The sequence below is a fragment of the Sphingobacterium sp. UDSM-2020 genome, assembly GCF_016132525.1.
GTDB lineage: Bacteria > Bacteroidota > Bacteroidia > Sphingobacteriales > Sphingobacteriaceae > Sphingobacterium > Sphingobacterium anhuiense.
Map to the genome: position 1 here is coordinate 1,984,747 of NZ_CP066166.1, position 23,246 is coordinate 2,007,992.

At 36.0% G+C, this 23,246-nt stretch carries 14 protein-coding genes; 10 read left to right on the top strand and 4 right to left on the bottom strand.

Annotated elements, in window-relative coordinates; translation table 11 throughout:
* Positions 1-20: 20 nt before the first annotated feature.
* The 3 genes from gmd to JAZ75_RS08580 all read right to left on the bottom strand — a co-directional run bounded on the left by gmd (position 21) and on the right by JAZ75_RS08580 (position 4,448).
* The gene (gene gmd, locus JAZ75_RS08570) at positions 21-1,118 is read right to left on the bottom strand and encodes a GDP-mannose 4,6-dehydratase (protein WP_208701227.1); all 1,098 of its coding nucleotides are present in this window, start codon (positions 1,116-1,118) and stop codon (positions 21-23) included.
* 30 nt (positions 1,119-1,148) lie between these two features.
* Positions 1,149-2,096 (bottom strand): GDP-L-fucose synthase family protein, encoded by a 948-nt coding sequence (locus tag JAZ75_RS08575; RefSeq protein WP_208701229.1) that lies wholly within the window; start codon positions 2,094-2,096, stop codon positions 1,149-1,151.
* 405 nt (positions 2,097-2,501) lie between these two features.
* Positions 2,502-4,448: a polysaccharide biosynthesis protein gene (locus tag JAZ75_RS08580; protein WP_208701231.1), complete on the bottom strand. Its 1,947-nt coding sequence runs from the start codon at positions 4,446-4,448 to the stop codon at positions 2,502-2,504.
* A gap of 635 nt (positions 4,449-5,083) precedes the next feature.
* Here JAZ75_RS08580 and JAZ75_RS08585 point away from each other — a divergent pair.
* The 4 genes from JAZ75_RS08585 (at position 5,084) to JAZ75_RS08600 (ending at position 11,543) form a co-directional block, all read left to right on the top strand.
* Entirely contained in the window at positions 5,084-6,349 is a 1,266-nt protein-coding gene (locus tag JAZ75_RS08585; RefSeq protein ID WP_208701233.1) for a chloride channel protein, read from the top strand.
* Between the two features lie 223 nt (positions 6,350-6,572).
* Complete coding sequence (gene hmpA, locus JAZ75_RS08590; protein ID WP_208701235.1) at positions 6,573-7,778, top strand: NO-inducible flavohemoprotein; 1,206 nt, start codon at positions 6,573-6,575, stop codon at positions 7,776-7,778.
* A gap of 494 nt (positions 7,779-8,272) precedes the next feature.
* The gene (locus JAZ75_RS08595; RefSeq protein WP_208701237.1) at positions 8,273-10,180 is read left to right on the top strand and encodes a heparinase II/III family protein; all 1,908 of its coding nucleotides are present in this window, start codon (positions 8,273-8,275) and stop codon (positions 10,178-10,180) included.
* Positions 10,181-10,295: 115 nt separating this feature from the next.
* Positions 10,296-11,543, top strand: a complete 1,248-nt coding sequence (locus JAZ75_RS08600; RefSeq protein ID WP_208701239.1) for a glycoside hydrolase family 88 protein — start codon at positions 10,296-10,298, stop codon at positions 11,541-11,543.
* 230 nt (positions 11,544-11,773) lie between these two features.
* Here the strand turns inward: JAZ75_RS08600 and JAZ75_RS08605 are convergent, their stop codons facing one another.
* Positions 11,774-11,965 carry a cold-shock protein gene (locus JAZ75_RS08605; RefSeq protein WP_021190047.1) on the bottom strand — a complete coding sequence of 64 codons (192 nt, stop codon included), beginning with the start codon at positions 11,963-11,965 and terminating at the stop codon, positions 11,774-11,776.
* A 256-nt stretch (positions 11,966-12,221) separates the two neighbouring features.
* Here JAZ75_RS08605 and JAZ75_RS08610 point away from each other — a divergent pair, with 256 nt between their 5' ends.
* From JAZ75_RS08610 to JAZ75_RS08635, 6 genes are all read left to right on the top strand, one after another.
* Positions 12,222-14,552 (top strand): GH92 family glycosyl hydrolase, encoded by a 2,331-nt coding sequence (locus JAZ75_RS08610; RefSeq protein ID WP_132769482.1) that lies wholly within the window; start codon positions 12,222-12,224, stop codon positions 14,550-14,552.
* A 6-nt stretch (positions 14,553-14,558) separates the two neighbouring features.
* On the top strand, positions 14,559-15,272 hold the full coding sequence (locus JAZ75_RS08615; RefSeq protein WP_132840830.1) for a basic secretory protein-like protein: 714 nt from the start codon (positions 14,559-14,561) through the stop codon (positions 15,270-15,272).
* Between the two features lie 12 nt (positions 15,273-15,284).
* Entirely contained in the window at positions 15,285-17,576 is a 2,292-nt protein-coding gene (locus tag JAZ75_RS08620; protein WP_208701241.1) for a GH92 family glycosyl hydrolase, read from the top strand.
* A gap of 102 nt (positions 17,577-17,678) precedes the next feature.
* Complete coding sequence (locus tag JAZ75_RS08625; protein ID WP_208701243.1) at positions 17,679-19,079, top strand: sensor histidine kinase; 1,401 nt, start codon at positions 17,679-17,681, stop codon at positions 19,077-19,079.
* Position 19,080: 1 nt separating this feature from the next.
* A complete protein-coding gene (locus JAZ75_RS08630; RefSeq protein WP_208701245.1) occupies positions 19,081-19,764 on the top strand; it encodes a response regulator transcription factor in 684 nt (227 codons plus the stop codon).
* 226 nt (positions 19,765-19,990) lie between these two features.
* On the top strand, positions 19,991-23,245 hold the full coding sequence (locus tag JAZ75_RS08635) for a SusC/RagA family TonB-linked outer membrane protein (protein ID WP_208701248.1): 3,255 nt from the start codon (positions 19,991-19,993) through the stop codon (positions 23,243-23,245).
* The last annotated feature ends 1 nt before the right edge of the window (position 23,246 follow it).

The window sequence follows — 23,246 nt, forward strand, 5'->3', positions numbered from 1 at the left end:
AACGTTATAAGAGGTCGTAACTATTTAACCTGTGAATGATTGGCTAGTAAGAAATCTCTTTTGACTAAAGCAACATCACATTCCATCATTTCTTTTACTAAACCTGCAAGATCGTATTTCGGTTTCCATCCTAATTGTGTGTTTGATTTAGTCGGATCACCTACCAATAAATCGACTTCAGTCGGTCTGTAATATTGAGGATCTACTTTTACAACAACTTTCCCGATTTCTAATTGATAATCGGGGTGATTACAGGCTTTTACTTTTGCAACTTCTGCAGCTTCACAACCGTCAAATTCGAGTTCTATACCTATTTCAGCAAATGCCATGCGTACAAACTCACGAACAGAAGTGGTTACCCCTGTTGCGATGACAAAATCTTCGGCTATATCTTGTTGCAAGATAAGCCACATTGCTTCCACATAGTCTTTTGCATGACCCCAATCGCGCTGTGCATTGAGATTCCCTAAATATAAGCATTCTTGTTTGCCGTATGCAATGGCAGCTGTAGCCATCGTAATCTTGCGAGTAACAAAAGTTTCACCTCTTCTTGGCGATTCATGGTTGAAAAGAATACCATTGCAAGCATACATCTTATATGCTTCACGATAGTTTTTCGTAATCCAAAAACCATAGATCTTTGCTACTCCATAAGGTGATCTCGGATAAAATGGTGTAGTTTCTTTCTGAGGAACTTCTTGAACCAAACCGTATAATTCGGAAGTAGATGCTTGATAAATCCTTGTTTTTTTCTCTAGACCTAATATGCGTACAGCTTCAAGAATACGTAATGTTCCAATACCGTCGACATTCGCTACATATTCTGGTGAATCAAAAGATACTTTAACATGTGACATCGCTCCCAGATTGTAAATTTCATCAGGTTGTACTTCTTGAATGATACGGATGATATTAGTTGAATCGGTCAAATCTCCATAATGCAACTTAAAATTGACATGGTTTTCATGTTGGTCCATATAAATATGGTCAATACGCTGTGTGTTGAAAGAGGAAGACCTACGTTTAATGCCATGTACCATATAGCCCTTTTCTAATAGTAACTCTGCTAAATATGAACCATCCTGGCCTGTTACACCAGTAATTAATGCAATTTTCATTTGATACTTAATTTAAGTAGTATTGAATACTTATAATTTTACTTCTTTGTAATTGTCCTGATTTTCTAGGAACCATTGATAGGTTATCTGAATTCCCGTCTTTAATTCAATTTGATGTTTCCATCCCAATTCATGCATCTTACTTACGTCCATAAGTTTGCGTGGAGTTCCGTCTGGCTTACTGCTATCCCAGTTAATTTCTCCTTGGTGACCGACAATAGATTGAATGAGAGTGGCTAAATCTTTGATACTAAGATCTACTCCTGTACCGACATTATATAGATACTCGGGAAGCTTATTTTCTAAGGCAAATGCAACAGCTCGCGCTAAATCATCCACAAACAAAAATTCGCGCATAGGACTTCCAGATCCCCATAAGTTGACTGTGGTATGTCCTTCTAATTTCGCTTCGTGAAATTTTCGAATCATCGCGGGCAGGACATGTGAACTTGTGAGATCAAAATTGTCATGTGTGCCATATAAATTTGTAGGCATAAGGCTAACATAATCTTTTCCAAATTGATTACGTATCGCCTGACATGCTTTAACCCCCGCAATCTTTGCCAAGGCATACCATTCGTTTGTTGGCTCTAGACTATCCGTCAATAAACTTGATTCTTGTAAAGGCTGAGGTGCAAATTTGGGATAAATACAAGAAGAGCCTAGGAAAATAAACTTTTCAACATCAGTTTGTAATGACTCGTGTATTAAATTATTCTGAATTTGCATATTATCCATCAAAAACTGATAAGGATAATTGTTATTGGCTAATATACCACCTACTTTTGCGGCAGCATCGATCACAATGGCAGGCTTTTCATTCCTAAAGAATTTCTGAACTTCGGACTGGTTTCTTAAATCCAATTCAGCAGAACTTCGTAAAATGAAATTATGATAACCTAAGTTCTCTAAATTTCTTTTGACTGCTGAACCAACCATACCACGATGACCTGCTATATATATTTTTTTGTCTTTCATGTTTACTTTTACTCTATTTGCAGATTATTTTTATGAAATTGGAAATCAATAATGCTATGTGCCGACTATTATATAGAAATAATTTTGACACATATTAGTTTCACTTCCGAATTTTATTTATACTGCTTGACTCCGACCATTTAATTTTTTAAAATAGAAAGTCGGATAAGTATATATGGGCAAATTACGAAAGAATAATTGGAATTGTAAGAGAAATAATTGCATTAAAGTATTTTCGTAATCCTTGTAGTGATTATCTGTTTTGTGTTGTGGAACAAATGAAAAAACTCTATAAATACTGTATACTAATTTTTCTGAAATAAAATCTGATTAAAGAAAGTAACCCGTTTATTATTAATACGAGTTACTTTATATTGATTGTCTCAGTACTTAATTTATCGTATATTAAGTGTTTAAAATAACTTTTTCTTCAAGATGTTCGTCCAAATCTTTAAATATCGAATTCTGTGACTTAAATTCTGGAACAATTTTCTTGAGCTGTAGCACCAATTGCATGTCATTGATATCTCTTTTGTCAAACGAAGTAATGTCACGGCTCAACTGCTCAATTAGATGACATTTTTCAACTATGTCTTCTCGATTTACTTGAGCGATCATAATTTTAGGATGATGCGTTTTTTGTGTATTCTCATCATTCGCTAATAATTCTTCAAATATTTTCTCGCCTGGTCTTAAGCCTACGATCTTAATATCAATATCTTCAGGATAACGGTAACCTTTCAGCTTGATCATGCGCTTGGCCAAATCTATAATTTTGACAGATTTACCCATATCAAAAACAAAGATTTCTCCACCATTGCCCATAACACCAGCTTCTTGAACTAATAGACAAGCTTCTGGTATAGTCATAAAATATCGTGTGATGTCTTCATGTGTCAGTGTTAATGGGCCTCCCTGCTCCATTTGTTTTTCAAACAATGGGATAACGGAGCCATTTGATCCTAATACATTCCCAAATCGTGTAACAATGAAATTGGTTTTTCCTAATGCGCTACAGCTGTTGACATATATCTCAGCCGCCCGCTTTGTTGCTCCCATGACATTAGTTGGATTGACAGCTTTATCTGTAGATACCATGACAAACTTATGGATACCATATGCGACAGCCAAATCTGCCATATTTTTACTGCCAATTAAATTGGTCCAGATAGCTTCATATGGGTTCTGTTCCATTAAAGGAACGTGTTTATACGCCGCCGCGTGAAATATCATCTGTGGGCGATAACGTTTAAAGATACGTTCCAAAAATAACTTATCACGAACGTCACCAACAATACATTTAACGCGATCGGGATGAGAAGCTTTTAGCGATTGTTGAAGATCGTAAAGTGGTGATTCGGCTTGATCTAGTAAAATAAGGTGACGGTAATTGCGTTGTGATATCTGACGGGATAATTCTCCTCCGATCGAACCAGCAGCACCAGTTATCAAAATTACTTTATTGTCCAATTCTGCATCAATTCCCGGATTTTCAATCTTAATCGCTTTTCTTCCTAATAAATCCTCAATCTTTAGTGGACGAATCTCACGTTTAGCACCAGAATTTAACATAACCCGTGAATTGGGCATGATCTTCAGTTCAAGATTCAATTGTTGAAAATGGTCTGTTACTTGTACTAATCTTTCGGGATCATTATTTTCCACTGCAATAATAACCTCTGAGATATTGAATTGGTCAATGAAAGCTTGATCTATTTTTTCTAGATAGAGTATACGTAATCCTGTAATACGCTTACCTACCCGTGAAACTTTATCTTCGACAAACGCAACAACATGATTTTTGATACGGCGGTCTTCACGTAAAAGTGAGTAAGCTACTAATCCTGGTCTGGAAGCTCCAAAAATTAATACATTTCGATTTTTCCGATTGGGAAGAAAAAGCATGTCATAAATACTCCGGTAAGTCACACGAGCCGCAACCAGCATCACCATCGTGAAAAAGCTGTGCATAAAAAGTATGATGTAAGAGAGACGTAAGAAATCGCCAGCAATTGTTCCTTTTGGAATATAGTAGCGTATAGCAATTGTTGGTATTGCTAACAACATAAAGGCTAACCAGACAGTTTTAAAAATCTTTATCGCATCTTGAATACCAGTTTGACGAATAATGCCCTTATAGGTTCCCATTATCGAGAAAGCAAAGCTGTACACCAGTAAAATAAGAAGACTTTTCTTCAGCATCATAGCCGTCGAATATTGTTCATGCATGCTGTTAAAAATGAAATTAGAAATAGCATAACAGACAAATACGATAAACAAATCAATTAAAAGAATAACCCATCTTGGATTGTCTTTTCGAAATTTTCTCTTTAGCAACGTAAGGTTAATCATGAAACATGTTTCAAATAGTAGGTGATTTTATTACAATATACTTTGACATAAGATAGATGTTGAAACAACTACCTAATTTTAAAAATTGTTGGTTTTAGTTGTCAGTAATACCCTATTCAAATTTCCCATCATGAAGTAAAAATCGTGCCAAGATATTCATGATAATAAAATATGATTTATAAAGTAATACTGCTTACAGCTAATTCCGCCGTTGGTCTAATAAATAAGTAAAAGGAATAAAAAATGTTAAAAACTGATTTGTTCCTATTTATTCGAGTTCTTTTCTGTTATCATTTATTGTAAAAATGATATATTCATTGTCCAATGGCTTGTAGCTACAAATCTACATAAATTTAATTGTTACAGTGATTTTTTTTTCTCTTTCAAGGGATAATTTTTGTTAAATATTCGAGGAATAACTGAAAAATAATTCATTATACTGATTTAAATAGTTCAGTACTTGAGTTAACATTTTATATGTTACTGAGGTGCTGTTTGATTTTCTGTTTGTATGTACAGTTTTATATTCATGGATTAATAATGGTAGCAGCTTAGATATTGCACAGTTTTTCTTGCAAATACTTGAATTACTGCATTTTTTTATGGTAGCTTTGCGCCAGAATAGGAAATCGATCATGAAAGATAAAATAAAACTGTACAGTTATTTTAAGCTCATGATAGGCAGTATTATTGTCGCTGTGCTATCTGGACTTTTGGCGTATACACTTAAACACCTCACTACCCATTGGCAAGATTATCTGTTTGAGCATGTGTCGCAAATAAATCATTATCTCTATATTATTTTTCCATCCATAGGTATTACCATCATCTATTTTTTACGGAAATACGTATTTCAAAATAAAAAAAATAAGGGCATTCGTGAAATTTACCGTTCACTGGATACACGTCAGGATCATCTTCCATTATATAAAATTCCATCACATTATATAAACGGTTTTCTTACGGTTATTTTTGGAGGATCTACAGGTATAGAGGTTTCTACGGTAGTGGCTACTGCTACATTGGGCAACCAGATGAGTAAAGGAGGCTGGGCACCGATGAAATATAAGCGCGAGCTCATCTGCGCAGGCGTGACAGCGGGTGTCGCCGTGTTGTTTGGGACTGTTTTAGGAGGTTGGTTTTTTGCCATTGAAGTGATCGCTCGAGGATTGAAGAAAACTGTTTTGTTCAGTTGTACTATAGCTGGAATTGTTTCTTCTATAGGAATTTATTATTTTGAGAAAGAACCATTATTATCCTTTCCTGTTGAGCAGTGGCATTGGTATGGACTGCCGTTTATGATGTTGGTTGCTGTATTAGGAGCTGTATTGGCTAATTATTTTATGAAGCTGGTTTTGACTTCTAAAAAACTTTTTGCTCGAATAGATAGTAATTTTTTGAGAGTTAATATTGGTGCAATTACTGTTGGAAGCTTTATTTTGTTCTTTCCAGCCTTGTACGGAGATAGTTATCACGGTCTTCAGCAAATGATCAAATTGTCTACAGTATCACAGGGAGCTGTGATGATTCCGATATCACTACTGATTCTGGTCATATTGAAACCCTTGGTCGCATCCCTTACTTTGGGCGCCGGTGGTGATGGTGGAGTATTTGCGCCAAGTATTGTTGCTGGGGCTTTTTTGGGTATGGCAGTGGCATTGTTTTGCAATATGATTTTTGGTTTAGATTTATTGATTTTAAATTTTGCCTTGGTAGGTGCCGCTTCGACATTAGCAGCTGCTATTCATGGTCGTTTCACTGCCTTGTTCTTGATCTGCAGTATGGCTCCGGGTGCATATATCCTACTATTTCCAGTGGCAATTGCAGTATTGATCGCTTATGCCGTAGCAAAAAAGATAAACCCTTACAATGTCTATACAGATCCTGAAATAGCAAAGTAGTGGCTATATTTCGTGCTTGTGTCATATTTTTTTAATAAAAGATGATAAAGTCTTTTATTGTTTTTATCTTTGTGATACTTAGAGATGAGTTTATTTATTTTAAGTTAATCATATAAAAATGATCAAATATAGCAATTAGCCGCGTTTCTAGGACTTTGTTTCATAAAGCATTTTTTTTACAATAATAAAAGATGTAATTATCTTTTATTTTCATTGATATAACATGACAGCAGATCAAAAACAATTAGTAAAGGCTACTGTGCCAATTTTAAAAGAGCATGGTGTGTTATTGACAACACATTTTTATAAACGTATGTTCGAGCATAACCCTGAATTGAAACATGTGTTCAACATGGGCAACCAGCAGAATAATAAACAGCAGACAGCGCTAGCAATGGCCGTACTGGCGTACGCAGAACATATCGAAAACCCAGGTGTATTGATGCCTGTTGTCAATAGTATCGGTCATAAGCATACCAGTTTATCTATCCGTCCGGAACATTACGTGATTGTGGGCAATCACTTAATTGCATCCATTGCTGAGGTTCTAGGCGATGCTGCTTCAGTGGAACTGTTAGAGGCTTGGACTCTGGCTTATGGGCAACTTGCTTCTCTGATGTCTGGTCACGAGCAGTCACTCTATAGCAAGCAAACAGCCAAAATCGGAGGCTGGTCTGGTTGGAGACCTTTTGTTGTAAAGGAAAAAATTAAAGAATCGGAAGAGATTACCTCATTTTATCTTTATCCGAGTGATCGCGGACCAGTGGCTGATTTTCTGCCAGGCCAGTATATCAGCCTACGTTTATTCTTATCAGAATTGGATCTTTTGCAACCGCGACAATATAGTATTTCATGTGCCCCAAATGGAAAATATTACCGTATTTCTGTGAAACGAGAAAACGGGACTAAACATCCTGACGGGATGATCAGTAACCATCTGCACAATCATGTGGAAATAGGTGACCTGGTCGATTTATCTGCACCGGCGGGAACATTTGTCCTCCAACCAGAAAATCAAAAACCAAAAGTATTTATAAGTGGCGGAGTCGGACAAACTCCTTTGATGGCGATGCTTGAAGAATTGGTAAAAGATAAAGTAGAATCACCTATTCCAATTATCTGGATACACGGTTGTAGAAATGAGTCAGTGCATGCATTCAAGGATAGGCTTGCAGAAATCGCTAGGGATAATAAGATCGATCGCCATATTTTTTATGATCATATTGAAAAAACAGCATCATTTGAGTATAAAGGCTGGGTAGAGCTCGCGCAAATAAAAAATCTGGTATTGCAACCGGAAGCAGAATATTTTATTTGTGGTCCGGCTCCCTTCATTTCAAAACATTATCATTTTTTATTGGAACATGGAGTCGAGAAGTCAGCCATTTATTTTGAAGAATTTGGACCAGCATCATTACAGTTGAATTAATCAAAAAATATTTATTACATCAGTGATTCTTTTCAAATCAAAAAGATAATAATCGATAATAGAAAAGACCAAGTTTCATTATGAAGCTTGGTCTTTTTTTTACATATTACCACGTCACATCAAAAATGAGTTTTCCTTTCATAATGTTAATCAATGATCATTAATTGCCTCTTTTTTCGAAATCGATTGCGATGATTTTAAAATTTTTAATGTTGAAATACCTTATCTTAGAAATTATAAAAGTAGTTAAATCCCACTCAAGGATATCTTTAATATTGTTTCAAATTATGGATAATGTAGAATATTCCGTTTAAATCTTCTTGTTATGATAATACACTTTTTAATTTCAAATTTGGCATCAATAGCTATGATGACTTTTTTTTATCAAGAAAAGTGAATACAGTATTTTAATGCTGGTGGCCAACCACTAGAGGAGTTATTTTGAGTAAATACATGAATACGGTTATTTCCAAATTTATATCAACATAGATCTTATGAAAAAGTTATTGATGTGCTTATTGCTTTTACAAATTTGTTTTTTTGCAATGGTAAAGGCAGATGAACTAAATTTATTAAGCGGAAAATTTAATCCGGCAGATCTCCAACGCGATCTGCTTCCGACTAAGCAATGGGTTCCCTTCCCAGAGTATCAGGATCGAGCAGCTTGGTCTGAGTTGACGAAAACAGTAGCTGGTACTTTATTAAATAATGGAAATAGTGATCTAGATTATCAATGGCAGGTTGTGAAAGCCTCAGATTATCTGGCCTATGAGCGTACAGGGTCACGTGTGATCATGGAGAAGCCGATGAATGAAAATGCGATCGCATTGAGCAACTTGTTTTTAGCCGAATTGGCTGAAGGAAAAGGACGTTACTTAGATCAGATTATCAATGGCATCTGGTATTTTACCGAGATGAGTACTTGGTCATTATCTGCACATCTACCCGCTTTTCAATCTTCAAAACGTACGCTACCACAAGAAGGTACGCACGTCGTAGATCTAGTCGCAGGCGATATGGGATCCATGCTTTCTTGGATTTACTATTACTTGCATCCTGAAATGGATAAGATTAATCCAGAGATTAGTAGACGTCTAAAAAAATCAGTTCAGGATCGAGTTATTACACCCTATTTGAACCGCAATGATATGTGGTGGCAAGCACTTGCGGGAAAACCGAATCAGATGGTCAATAATTGGAATCCTTGGTGTAATTTTAATGTACTGACCTGTTTATTGCTCATCGAAGATGATGTCGAGAAACAGCGCGCCGGTATATATAAAACGATGCAATCTGTCGATATGTTTATGAACTATGTCAAAGCAGATGGAGCTTGTGAAGAAGGGCCTTCTTATTGGGGACATGCGGCAGGTAAGCTCTACGATTACCTCAAGATCTTGGCAGATGCAACAGGTAATAAAATTAATATTTTCAATCAACCCGTGGTTCGAAATATGGGAGAGTATATTGCGCAGTCATATATCGGCGGAGATAATTGGGTTGTAAATTTTGCCGATGCTTCTGCAAAGGGCGGTGGTGACCCGTATTTGATATACCGTTATGGAAAAGCTGTCAACAGTACAGAAATGATCGATTTTGCACGTTATCTGCAAAACAAAAGAAAACTTTCTTTTAAATCAGATCGTGATATCTTCAGAAGTCTCGAAGATCTATTGAGTTTGAACGAAATTAAAAATGGGTCGGGAAAACTTCCAACAAATAGCTACAAGTGGTATCCGCAAACAGAATTCTTATACATGAAAGATGAGGATTTATTTTTTGCTGCGAAAGGCGGTTATAATAATGAAAGTCATAATCATAATGACATCGGAACATTTATTCTATATCGTGCTGAAAAACCTATTTTTATCGATGCCGGTGTTGGTACATATAATAAAAAGACCTTTAGCAGTGAACGTTACGACATCTGGTCCATGCAAAGTGGTTATCACAACCTGCCACAGATCAATGGTCATGATCAAGTATTCGGAGCTTCATATAAGGCGCAAGATGTATCATTTGATCCGAAGAAAAAGTTGTTTAAACTGAATATTGCAGGAGCTTATTCAAGTCAGGCCGCGATCAATTCATGGAATCGTAGTTATCAATTAAAAAAAGGTGTGCTGGAAATAATAGATAAATTTGATCTTAAAACACCTACAGGATCTAATGTAATTCATTTTTTATTGGCAGGAAAACCTGTTATTTCTGGCGGAAAGATTGCGTTGAACGGAGGGAAATATTATCTAGAATATAATGTTGCTGAATTTGATGCTGAAGTTGAAGCTATTCCTCAGTCTGATATCAGACTAAGTCAGGTTTGGGGTGATGCTATCTTTAGATTATCATTGAAAGCGAAAAAATTAAAAGAGAAAGGTACTTATATATTTACCGTCAAATAATTTTGAATGACTAGTATCCTTTGTGTTATTATAAAGAAAGATAGCACAGATTATATTGAGATGCTATTTAATTAAGAGATTTTATGTGTTTACTATTTATATTATGAAGATTCTTATGAAAAGAAAAATGTTGATTCCTTTATTGGGGCTTACAGTGGCAGGTTTAACACTAAGTTTTATACCTATAAAATTGCCATTTATCAAGAAAAGTTTTGAAGCTTCGGAAAAGCAATATATATACTTAGGAAAAGAAGCTGATAAATTGAGAAATTTTCCCAGAACAATAAATAAGAAAGGAGAGTTGGTCGTGACGAGTGAGTGGGATTGGACAGGAGGTTTCTTTCCTGGATCGCTTTGGTACATATACAACAAAACAGGTGACGAAGGAATAAAGAACGAGGCGATAAAGTGGACCGAGGCTTTAGAGAAAGCGAAAAACCTTGACCAGCACCATGATATTGGTTTTGTGATGTACTGTTCTTATGGTAATGCGATCAAATATCTCAAAGATCCAAAAAAGGTAGAAGCTTACAAAGATATTATTATTCACGCAGCTAATACGGCTTTAAAACGTTATAATCCAAAAGTAGGATTGATTAAATCGTGGAATAAAAAGAAGTCATGGGACGGCAAAACAACTTGGCAGTATCCTGTAATTATTGATAATATGCTGAATTTGGAGATGTTGTGTTATGTTTCGGATATTACAGGAGATCCTAAATTTAGAAATGTTGCGATCAACCATGCAACCAAAACAATGCAGAATCATTTCCGTCCGGATCACAGTACCTACCATGTTGTGGATTATGATGAAAATGGAAAAGCCATCCATAGGCAAACAAATCAAGGCTATGCTGATAATTCAACTTGGGCGAGAGGCCAGGCATGGGCAATCTATGGTTTTACGATGATGTATAAAGAAACCAAAAAGAAAGAGTTTCTGGAGACAGCTAAAGCTGCGGCAAGTTTTTATATGAATCATAAGAATTTACCTAAGGATAAGATTCCTTACTGGGATTTTAATGCACAGCAGGAAGGGTATAAGTCAGATCTTGACTTTGCCTACTTGAAGCTTGATTATATACCGAGAGATGCTTCAGCGGCGGCGGTTGTTGCATCAGCATTGGTGGATTTATCTACTTTTACTACAGGCAAAGAGAGTAGATCTTATTTAGACTTTGCTAAGTCAACTCTAAAAACATTATCTGGACCAGCTTATTTTGCTAACTATGGGACAAATGGAGGCTTTTTATTAAAACATAGTGTTGGAAGTATTCCTCACAACTCGGAGATTGATGTGCCACTGGCTTATGCAGATTATTATTATTTGGAAGGTTTGACAAGATTGTCCGAATTGAAATAAGAAAATCTGTAAAGGAAAATATATTTTATATCGTATAGTTATGCTCAAGTATTTAAGTGTTCTTGAGCATATTTAGGTTATCATTTTTTTAACGGTTGAAAAGAACCGTTAAAAAATCCTTTATGCTGGAGTTAAAAGATCGTATATCTGGATTTGAGTTTTTGCTGTTTGTAACAAAAAAAAGCAGCTTCCTGTGAGGAAGCTGCTTTTGCAAGAAAATATAATAGTAATTAGTTTATTCTTACATTAACAGCATTTAAGCCTTTTTTTCCGTTTTCAATTTCGTAGCTAACGCTATCGCCTTCTCTAACTTGGTCTTTTAAGCCTGAAATGTGTACAAATACATCGTCTCCACCATTTTCAGGGGTAATAAAACCAAATCCTTTAGTTTCATTGAAAAACTTTACAGTTCCTTTATTCATTTTATTTAAAAATTATATTGATACAAGGATAGGCTAAATATGTGATAATTTCCCAAAGGTGAGTAAAAAAGACTTTCAGATGACATTTCTGTTTTTTGTTATACCTCCTTTGTAATAAAGAAGATAGGAATTGCGAATTGCTGTTAATTTTATTTTTATTTATTGCTAAAAGGTTTTATCTTTAATCTCGTTAAATCAATTATTTCTTCGCTATGATGTTGAAATACCCAATTTATGTCAATTTAACTTACCACATATGATTTTTAAAACCCTAAAATGGGGGATAGCATGGAGTTTAAGCCTATCCTTATTTTGTACGAATACTGTTTCTGCCCAGAAATTAAATGGCAAAGCTGTTGATCCTGTTGATTTGGTCAACCCACTTATGGGAACAGATTCAAAACCTTCGCTGTCAAACGGAAATACCTATCCTGCAATCGGATTACCTTGGGGTATGAACATGTGGACTCCTCAGACCGGGAAAAATGGCGATGGCTGGCAATATACCTATGCCGCAGATAAAATAAGAGGATTGAAGCAGACGCATCAGCCGTCTCCATGGATGAATGACTACGGACAGTTTTCTTTAATGCCAGTAACGGGTAAAGCCGCTTTTGATCAAGAAGAAAGAGCCAGTTGGTTTTCACATAAAGCTGAAAAAGCAACTCCTTACTATTATTCCGTGTATTTAGCTGATCATGATGTAACGGCAGAATTAACACCGACAGAGCGTGCTGCTTATTTTAAATTTTCTTTTAATAAGACAGATTCAGCATTTGTTGTCCTTGATGCATTCGATAAGGGATCTGAAGTACAGATTATTCCTGAAAAGAATATGGTTATCGGTTATTCTACACGATACTCTCGTGGAAAATTGACAAATTTTAAGAATTATTTTGTCTTAATATTTGATCAACCTTTTGACAATTACTCAACTTGGGAAGGTAAGGAACGTTTTAAAGGTAAATTAAAATCCACTGCAGATCAGACCGGAGCAATTTTAGGCTTTAAAGTAAAAGATAAATCTAAACCTGTTCAAGTTCGTGTAGCTTCTTCATTTATTAGTGCAGAGCAGGCACTGCTCAATCTCAATGAATTAGGTAACCGTACTTTTGATCAAGTAAAGGCTGATGGAAGAGCGATCTGGAATGAAAAGCTAGGTCGATTAGCTGTAGAAGGTGATAATATCGATCAGATGCGTACTTTCTATTCGACCTTATACCGTACGTTATTCTTTCCAAATAAATTATATGAAATCAATGCCTCTGGAGAAAAGGTACATTACAGTCCTTATAATGGAAAAATATTACCAGGATATTTATATGGTGGTACAGGTTTTTGGGATACGTTTAGAGCGCTATATCCATTCCTGAATCTCATGTATCCATCCATCAATGTTGAAATGCAAGAAGGATTGAAAAACGCATATTTAGAAGGTGGATTTCTTCCAGAGTGGAGTAGTCCGGGTTTTGCAGATATCATGGTCGGTAATAACTCTGCTTCTGTAGTGGCTGATGCCTATATTAAAGGATTGAGAGGATATGATATCAATACACTTTATGAGGCTTTGAAGCATGGGGCTAACAATGAGGGACCAATGACTGCAGTAGGCCGTAAAGGAGTTGAGTACTATAACAAATTAGGTTATGTGCCCTATGATGTAGGAATCAATGAAAACGCAGCACGTACACTGGAGTATGCGTATGATGATTTTACAATTTATCAATTAGCCAAAGCATTAAAAAAACCGAAAGCAGATATTGAACTGTACGCAAAAAGAGCACAAAATTATCGTCATCTATTTGATTCTTCAACAAACTTAATGCGCGGAAAGAATAAAGATGGCAAATTTCAGAGCCCATTCAATCCATTGAAATGGGGTGATGCATTTACAGAAGGCAATAGCTGGCATTACTCGTGGAGTGTTTTTCACGATATAGAAGGATTAATCGGTTTGATGGGGGGTAATAAACAATTTAATACGATGTTAGATAGTGTATTTACACAGCCACCAGCTTTCGATGATAGTTATTATGGGGGTACTATCCATGAAATTCGTGAAATGCAGATCGCAAATATGGGACAGTATGCGCATGGTAATCAACCCATCCAACACATGATCTACTTGTATAATTATAGTGCCCAACCTTGGAAAACACAATATTGGGTTCGTCAGGTCTTAGATCGTATGTATCAAGCTACTCCCGATGGTTATTGTGGAGACGAAGATAATGGTCAAACTTCGGCTTGGTATGTTTTCTCTTCACTTGGATTTTATCCGGTTTGTCCTGCTACCGATGAATACGTATTGGGGGCACCACTTTTCGCAAAAACAACATTAAAACTGGAAAATGGTAAAACAGTAGAGATCATCGGAAATCAAGCTAGTGCACAGAATTTCTATGTCAATGACTTAAAAGTTAATGGAAAATCCTACACTAAGAATTGGTTGAGCCACCAAGAATTAGTGAAAGGTGGAACACTATCCTTTGATATGACTTCTAAACCAAACTATAACCGCGGAGCTACATTAGACGCAGCCCCTTATTCGATGAGTACAGAATTAAAGACAGTTTTTAAAAAATAATGACAAATGAAATTTAGTCAGATAGTTGGTTGTGTAATAGGGTTGATTGCTGGTCAATCAGCCCTTGCTCAAGATAACTGGAACCATACAGAACATGATCGTAAGGTAGCAGTTGATACGGATAGTATTACAAAGAATGGTTACACATTGATTTGGATAAATAAGGATAAAGATTTCAGCCCTGTTTTGAAAGAAAAATTGATCCATACTTTTTTTGTCAATTACCCGAAGTTGGCAAAAACGTATAACAAAAAGACAATGAAAAAAGTATCTTTTGTGATCGATCCCGATTATAAAGGAGTAGCCGCCACAGCCGGTGGAATAGTAAGGTATAGTCCTGAATGGTTTGCGAAGAATCCAGGGGATATAGATGTCGTAACCCATGAAGTGATGCATATCGTGCAAGGCTACCCCAATGGCTCTGGACCTTGGTGGATTACAGAAGGAATCGCTGATTATGTCCGTTTTGCCGATGGTATAGACAATGCTGGTGCAAATTGGAAATTACCAGAATGGAATGCAAGCCAAAAGTATACAGACTCTTATCGTGTAACCGCCCGTTTTTTCTTTTGGATAGAGAAAAAGGTAAAAAAAGGATTTGTTAAAAATCTAGATTTGGCAATGCGGAATAAAACCTTTACAGATGGATTTTGGGAAAAGCAAACCGGAAAGACACTAGATGAGTTATGGAAAAACTATAGCCAGGCTCCAAGTCTTTAAAAATCTAAACTTATGAAAAGTAAACAACTCCTTTATTTAGGATTGTTCCTGTTTCCTAACCTGCTACAGGCGCAGTCCAATTTAATACAATACGTAAAACCTTTAATTGGTACAGCCCGCATGGGGCATACATTTCCAGGAGCAACAGTACCATTTGGGGCCGTACAGCTAAGTCCTGATACAGACACCATTCCATATGCTATGAATGGTAAATATAATGGTGATGTCTACAAGTATTGTGCAGGATACCAATATGATGATCCGACCATCGTTGGGTTCAGCCATACTCATTTTAGTGGCACAGGACATTCAGATCTGGGTGACATCTTAGTTATGCCCACACAGGGTAAAGTTCAGTTGAATCCAGGTACTGCCGATAGACCACAGGATGGATATCGTTCACCATATTCACACAGTAATGAGGTTGCAGAAGCAAATTATTATAAGGTACTATTAGATAAACATCAGATTAAAGCCGAGATGACGACCACAAGTCGTGTGGGCATACATCGGTATACATTTCCAAAATCTGATGCTTCACACTTGATCTTAGATTTAACCGCCGGTATTTATAATTACGAAGCTAAAAATGTTTGGACTGTAGTCCGTGTTTTGAATGACTCGACGATCGTAGGTTACCGTCAAACTAATGGGTGGGCTCGAACAAGGACAGTTTATTTTGCGATTAAAACTTCGAAAGCATTTAAAAATTATGGAGCTAAGTATGAAGATGCAAAACAGGTTTATGCGGGTTTTTGGCGAAAATTTGATCAAAAAAATAATTTTCCAGATTTAGCCGCACATCAGATCAAAATGAATCTGGATTTTGACACGAAGGATGGTGAGGAGGTTTTGATGAAGGTAGCACTAAGTCCCGTAAGTATGAAGAATGCGCTTGCGAATATAGAACACGAAGCACCAGATTGGAACTTTGAAAATTATGTGAAAGCGGGTCAAAAATCGTGGGAGCAGGAACTGAACAAAGTACAGGTGGATATGCTGAACAAAGAAGATCTGATTAATTTCTACACCGCCATGTACCATGCCAGTCTGATGCCTACAGTGTATATGGATGTGAATGGAGAATACAAAGGTTTGGATCAAGAAGTGCATCAGGCAAAAGGATTTACCAATTACACCTCTTTTTCGTTATGGGATACTTTTAGGGCATTCCATCCATTAATGAATTTAATCAATCCTACGCGCAATGCCGATATGGTATCATCCATGATGGCACACTATGATCAAAGTGTCTTGAAAATGTTGCCTATTTGGTCGCATTATGCCAATGATAATTGGTGCATGAGTGGGTATCATTCAGTCTCGGTGGTGGTAGATGCAATTTTGAAAGGAGTTTACAAAGGAGATGCTGAAGCCGCGTTGGCTGCATGCGTTCAAACAGCAAATGCACGTAAATATGAAGGAATAGGATCCTATATCGATTTAGGATATGTACCAGATGAAATTTCTGGGACTTCAGTTTCCAATACACTGGAGTATGCTTATGATGATTGGTGTATCGCGCAACTTGCTAAAAAATTAGGTAAAGACGACATCTACAAAGATTTTATAAAAAGAGCATCAAATTGGAAAAATGTTTATGATCATTCTATCGGCTTTATGAGACCTAAAGATGCAAAAGGAATATTTAGATCTAAATTCGATGCTTTGGAGACCCATGGTCAAGGATTCATAGAGGGTAATACTTGGAATTACAGTTTATATGTACCACATCAGCCAGTGGCTATGATGGAAATGATGGGGGGACCCAAAAAATTAGAAAACTATCTGGATTCCTTGTTTACAATGGAATTACCAGATAAATATTTCGAACATACAGAAGATATCACTCGCGATGGAATTATTGGTAACTATGTACATGGTAATGAACCATCGCACCATGTCGCATATTTATATAATCAAACCGCTAGCCCTTGGAAAACACAAGCTCGTGTACGTCAGATCATCCGGAATCAATATCATAATGGACATGCAGGCTTAGGTGGAAATGATGACTGTGGGCAGATGTCTGCATGGTATCTATTTACTGCTTTGGGCTTTTATCCTGTTGCACCTGGAGATGATGCTTACTGGATAGGGAGTCCATTGGTCAAATCGGCAAAGATTAACCTAGAAAATGGGAAAACGATTACAATAGATGTGAAAAATCAATCCGAAAAAAATGTCTATGTAAAAAAAGTAAGCTTAAATGGTCAACCTTTAGCTGATTTGAAACTTTCTTATGCTGCCATTATGAATGGAGGGGCACTGCAATTTGAGATGACTGATAAGCCAGGGAAATAGATTTTTATATTTACCTATCATGTAAATAAATCAAGTTTCATAAAAGCATAGATCACATTGTGTATTGTGGACCTGTCAATGATAAAGTTTATGAATAAGAAGATGAGTAAAATTAAGATCATTCAAGCAGTAGCCATTACCAGCTTTGTGGTCTTAATTTTACTTCAATTGAGACTGATATCGAGCGTTTATAAAATTGAACAGCTTGAGTTCCTGAAAAATGAAAAAGCAGAGATCAAATTAGCATATGAGGAGTCTATCATCAATGACAAGTTGTATCCAGGAGGGCAGGCAATTATTGATTCGATCTTGGTTCCGCAGTATGAAACATTACAAAAGCTGTATTATGAAGATCCAAAGCTTTTTCGCCGTAAATTAAAAGATCTGGGAAATGAAATTTTGGTAGAATTAAAAAAGAAAGCAGATTTTGAGGTTCAGTTTCACAATATCATTCGAAACCTAAAACTAGACTTGACCGAGTATGATTATGCTTTGTATTTGGATAAGCTTGCGCTAACGTTTGACGGTAAAATCTATTACTCATTGTTTGAAGTTAATTCGACAGATCAAGATGGAGTAATCGATGGAAATTTTGATGTCGTTCGTCCTCAAAATATTGTATCTGCCATTACAGTTACAGTTCCCTCCAATAATTCTAACTTGATTGCCTTTAAGTTATATGCCAGTAAGCATAATCAGGTAAAAAATATAGTTATGGCTATTGCCCCATTGCTGCTTTTATCGAGTAGTAGTATTTTAGTCGTTGTTTTTTTATTTTTCATTACTATGCGTAACTGGATAAGGCAAAAAAAATTAAATGAGATTTCCACCGATTTTTTTAATCATGTGACCCACGAATTTAAGACGCCTCTAACAACCTTAAAGGTCTCAGCAAGAAATTTAAGAGCAGACCTTGAAGATATAAAGTGGGAGGGTGGTTATAGAAGTTTGGATGTCATCAATAGGCAGATCCAACGATTAGATAAGTTGATTAATCAAGCAGTGGAGGTCTCTTCTTTCGATCCGCAGGCAGCGCAGTTTGAAAAACACATACTGGTAAAAGATTTAAATGATATTATTTTAGATAGCCAAATAAAATGGAAAAAAGAAGCAACTATCGTTTTGAATTTTGAACCAGATACAGTTGATTTATATGCTTATTATGATTATTTTATGCTAACAACTTTAGTCACCAATTTAGTCGAGAATGGATTGAAGTATAACGTGAGCGAACAGAAAAAGATACTGGTCAATGTTTTATTTATTTTTCCAAATTTTTTTATGATCGAAATTAGCGATAATGGATTTGGGATAGATAAACAGGATCGAAGTCGTATATTTAATAAATTCCAAAGAGGTAGGCATATCAGATCCTCAACAGGCTTAGGTTTGGGATTATATTTTGTTTATAATATTGTTGCAATACATAAATGGAAACTGGACTTGGATACTGTTCAAGATCAGGGAACCATTTTTAGGATAACAATTCCAATTAGTAAATAGTATGGAAGGAAAAATATTACTTATAGAAGATGATGCAGATCTTGGAGTAGAGGTACAATGGTATCTGGAAAGAAGTGGGTTTCATGTACAGCTAGTCGATGATGGGGATAAAGCTTTAATGTTGAGTAAAAAACAAAATTTCGATTTATTGCTAGTCGATGTTCAACTGCCATCATTTGATGGTTTTGAATTGGTGAAGCGAATAAAGGTTTTGAAACCTGAATTTCGTTTCTTGTTTTTAACAGCACGCAATGCAAAGGAAAGCTGTATTGCAGGACTCAAGCTAGGAGCAGAAGATTACGTCACCAAACCATTTGATACGGAAGAGCTCTTATGGCGCATGAACAATATTTTAGCGCGTGGCAAAGAGAAAAAGATAGAAGAACTAAAAATTGCAGATGTTGTTTTGTATTGCAGTGCTATGGAAGTACGTGTTAATGGAGGGAAAACATTACGTTTGACTGCACGTGAATTTGAAGTGTGGAAATATCTATTGCAAAATTTAGATCGTGTACTGACCAGAGAAGAAATACTCAATAAACTATGGGGGGAAAGTGACTATTTTATGGGACGCAGTCTAGATGTCTTTATTTCTAGAATACGGAAAGTGCTCTTAAATTCTAATCAATTAAAAATTGAAACAATCTACAAAGTTGGCTTTATCACCCGTTTAATCAGGAATTAATAGAAAAAGAATGATGTTAACAATTGATTAACAAGTTTCTAATTTCTTAAGTTTTATCTTTAGTAAATCGAATTAGTTTTGTTTTTTTTGCCAATTTGTTTTATGCAAATTTTCTTAAATAAGACACAGTAAAAAAATGTTGATTTTCTTTTTCTAACCAATTTTTAGAAATCAATATGTCGTAACAAACCTTTTCGTTTAGTCAACTGATTATAAAATTTAATTTATGAAAAGAAAAGTAATTCCATTATTTCTAATGCTATCCTGCTGTAGTTTGTATCAAGTTAAAGCTTCATTGCTTCATGGTATTTCTATATCTCCCGTTTTGCAGGAAGAGGGCTATGTTTCAGGGACTGTTCTTAATAATTCTACTGGACGACCAATAGAGGGAGTAACAGTCGTTGTTAAAGCTACGGGAAAGTCAACAAAAACAGATGTTTCGGGTAAATATCGGATACAAGTGCCCTATGGGGAGGCGGTAATCACTTTTTCATCTATAGGTTTTCAACCTCAACAAATTGCTCTGAATGGCAGAACTTTAGTACAGGTTAGCCTTGTGGAGGACGTTAAAGCTTTAGAGGATGTTGTTGTAGTTGGGTATACAACGCAAAAGAAGCGTAATATCGTTGGCGCAGTTTCAACGATCACAACAAAAGATTTGATTCAGAGCCCTGCAGCAAATATTAACAACATGCTTGCAGGGCGCTTGCCTGGTTTGATTGTGAATCAATATGCTGGTGGTGAACCGGGCGTTGATCGATCTGAACTTCTTATTAGAGGTAAATCAACTTATGGAAATCAATCGCCAATCATTATTGTAGATGGTATAGAACGCGATATGAGCTACTTGGCTCCTGATGAAATTGAAACCGTTTCTATTTTAAAAGATGCTTCAGCAACAGCACCTTATGGTATTCGTGGAGCCAATGGAGTAATCGTGGTGACAACCAAAAGAGGGCAGTCATCAGATAAAGCATCTGTTAATTTCAGAGCTTCTTATGGAATAAATTCAGCTGCACAATTACCAGAATTATTGGGATCAGCGGATTATGCGACACTTTATAATGAAGCTATGACCAATGATGCTAAACTGAATGGAAGTGATCCTTCGACATTAAAATTATTTAGTGCAGAAGCAATAAATAATTTTAGAAAAGCGAAGGGTGATAATAGTGATGGATTAGGTTATAATTGGGATTATTTTGATTATATATTCCGAGCAGCTCCCCAACATGAATATAATCTTTCTATTCGCGGAGGAAATGATGTTGCCAAATATTTTGTTATGGGCGGATTTATGGGACAAGATAATAATTATGATCATGTGGATCTTTCCAAATACAATGTTTCACCTAAATTTCAACGTTATAACTTCAGGTCGAATATTGATGTTAATATTACGAAGAATTTATGGGTGAAATTGAATTTAGGCGCCCGCATAACCGATCGTACTTCTCCGGGGACATCAGCGTCAAGATTAACAACTTTGGCTATGACGCAACCTCCTTACCTGCCTATTGTTAATGAACCTAATGCACAACCCTCTACAGAAAATTATTTATTGAACAACCCGTCAGGTCTGTTATTTGGAAATCAAATATACCGTTATAATGTTTTAGGTGAGTTGACTAGGTCAGGTTATCACACCGAAAAGAATACAGTATTGGAAGGAAGTTTTGCAGCTGGTTGGAATTTAGACTTTTTAACAAAAGGATTATCTGTTGATGGTGTATTTTCTTACGATGCTAAAGAACAACAATGGCTTTATCGACAGTTAGGGACATATAGTGAGGGGTATCGTGAATATCCGAGTTATGCAACCTTTCAACCTGTAGGTGGTATTGATGTATTCATGAATGGTGGTCATTATGAAGGATTATATACAAATGGTAATAAATTTACAATCGATCAGACCTTAGGTAATACTTTTACACAAAGTAGTCCCTTTAACCGTACTTTTTTACAGGCAAAGGTGAATTATAATCGATCATTTAATGATAAGCATACTGTAGCCAGTATGCTATTGTTTAATAGGTCAAGTCAGTCTATCTATGATGCAGCAAATTCAAAAGCGGGTGTTGATATTCGTTATCAAGGCCTTACTGGACAGTTTACCTATAATTATTCTGAAAAATATTTAGGCGAATTTAACTTTGGTTACAATGGCTCCGAAAATTTTATAAAAGGTAAGCGGTTTGGTTTTTTTCCTGCGGGGGCTGTTGGCTGGGTTGTCAGCAAAGAAAAGTTTATGGATGGTATGAAGGACTGGTTGAGTTTCTTGAAAGTGAGAGCTTCTATGGGGTTAGTTGGGAATGATAAGATGCCTGGAGATAGTAGATTTGGCTATTTAGCTTTTTATGGTGGTGGTAATGGTTATAGTTTTGGCGATCAGAACTTCAATAATTCGTTGGGAGGAGCACGTGAAGGACGTTTGGCAAACGAAAATATTAGTTGGGAAAAATCAAGAAAAACAAATATAGGTTTGGATATGGCATTTATGAGCAATAAAGTCAACCTAAATATTGATGTATTTGAAGATTATCGTTATGATATTATAACTGAATTGCAGTCTACTGATATTAGTTTTCCTGGTGTTGTTGGCAAATCATCTCCATTGATCAACATTGGAAAAGTAAGAAACAGAGGTATTGATATCGAATTGAGTTATTCAGATATGATTGGCGATGATTTTAGATTTTTTGTTAAACCTAATTTTACATTTGCTCGCAATAAGTTGATTTACAGACAGGAAATTCCGCGTGAATATTCATATAGACAGGCCACAGGAAAACGTCTTTATGAAAACTTTTTATACCAATTTGATCATTTTGTAAAGGATCAAGCAGAAGCTGATCAATTGAATTCGAACCAGTATCAACCTTGGGGTAAAGTAGGGCCAGGTGATGTTGTCTATAAGGATTTAAATGGCGATGGGAAAATTACAGATCTAGGTGATAGAACAGTTATGGGTAACCCAAGAAGTCCAGAGATTCAATTTGGTGTCCCAATTACATTACAGTATAAAGGCATTGATTTCAGTCTATTATTTCAGGGCGCATTAAATTCTTCTATTGTATTAAAAGATGCAGCAGCATGGGATTTCCCTAATTTTGATCAAGATAAGTTTGGATCTGTAAGACCAATACACCTAGGGCGCTGGACACCAGAAACTGCAGAAACGGCAACCTATCCGGCTTTACATATGGGAAATTCAGCTAATAATAAAAATAGTGAAAGTAGTCTCTTTTTATATGATGCGAAATATTTAAGGCTCAAGAATATTGAGATAGGATACAATTTTCCGAAGCAAATGTTGAAAAGAATTGGTTTGAACCAATTAAGAATTTATGCTCAAGGGATGAACCTATTAACATGGTCAGGTCTAAAGGATCTAAGTATCGATCCTGAAATGGGTAATGCCAGTGGATATTGGTACCCGATTTCAAAGATCTATAATTTTGGATTGAATCTTAATTTTTAAT

Bases quoted from the DNA above. Each gene is read 5' to 3' on its own strand.
- JAZ75_RS08600 (WP_208701239.1), top strand. From the start codon at position 10,296: ATGAAAAGAAAAATGTTGATTCCTTTATTGGGGCTTACAGTGGCAGGT.
- JAZ75_RS08595 (WP_208701237.1), top strand. From the start codon at position 8,273: ATGAAAAAGTTATTGATGTGCTTATTGCTTTTACAAATTTGTTTTTTT.
- hmpA (WP_208701235.1), top strand. From the start codon at position 6,573: ATGACAGCAGATCAAAAACAATTAGTAAAGGCTACTGTGCCAATTTTA.
- JAZ75_RS08635 (WP_208701248.1), top strand. From the start codon at position 19,991: ATGAAAAGAAAAGTAATTCCATTATTTCTAATGCTATCCTGCTGTAGT.
- JAZ75_RS08625 (WP_208701243.1), top strand. From the start codon at position 17,679: ATGAGTAAAATTAAGATCATTCAAGCAGTAGCCATTACCAGCTTTGTG.
- JAZ75_RS08580 (WP_208701231.1), bottom strand. From the start codon at position 4,448: ATGATTAACCTTACGTTGCTAAAGAGAAAATTTCGAAAAGACAATCCA.
- gmd (WP_208701227.1), bottom strand. From the start codon at position 1,118: ATGAAAATTGCATTAATTACTGGTGTAACAGGCCAGGATGGTTCATAT.
- JAZ75_RS08605 (WP_021190047.1), bottom strand. From the start codon at position 11,965: ATGAATAAAGGAACTGTAAAGTTTTTCAATGAAACTAAAGGATTTGGT.
- JAZ75_RS08620 (WP_208701241.1), top strand. From the start codon at position 15,285: ATGAAAAGTAAACAACTCCTTTATTTAGGATTGTTCCTGTTTCCTAAC.
- JAZ75_RS08615 (WP_132840830.1), top strand. From the start codon at position 14,559: ATGAAATTTAGTCAGATAGTTGGTTGTGTAATAGGGTTGATTGCTGGT.
- JAZ75_RS08610 (WP_132769482.1), top strand. From the start codon at position 12,222: ATGATTTTTAAAACCCTAAAATGGGGGATAGCATGGAGTTTAAGCCTA.
- JAZ75_RS08575 (WP_208701229.1), bottom strand. From the start codon at position 2,096: ATGAAAGACAAAAAAATATATATAGCAGGTCATCGTGGTATGGTTGGT.
- JAZ75_RS08630 (WP_208701245.1), top strand. From the start codon at position 19,081: ATGGAAGGAAAAATATTACTTATAGAAGATGATGCAGATCTTGGAGTA.
- JAZ75_RS08585 (WP_208701233.1), top strand. From the start codon at position 5,084: ATGAAAGATAAAATAAAACTGTACAGTTATTTTAAGCTCATGATAGGC.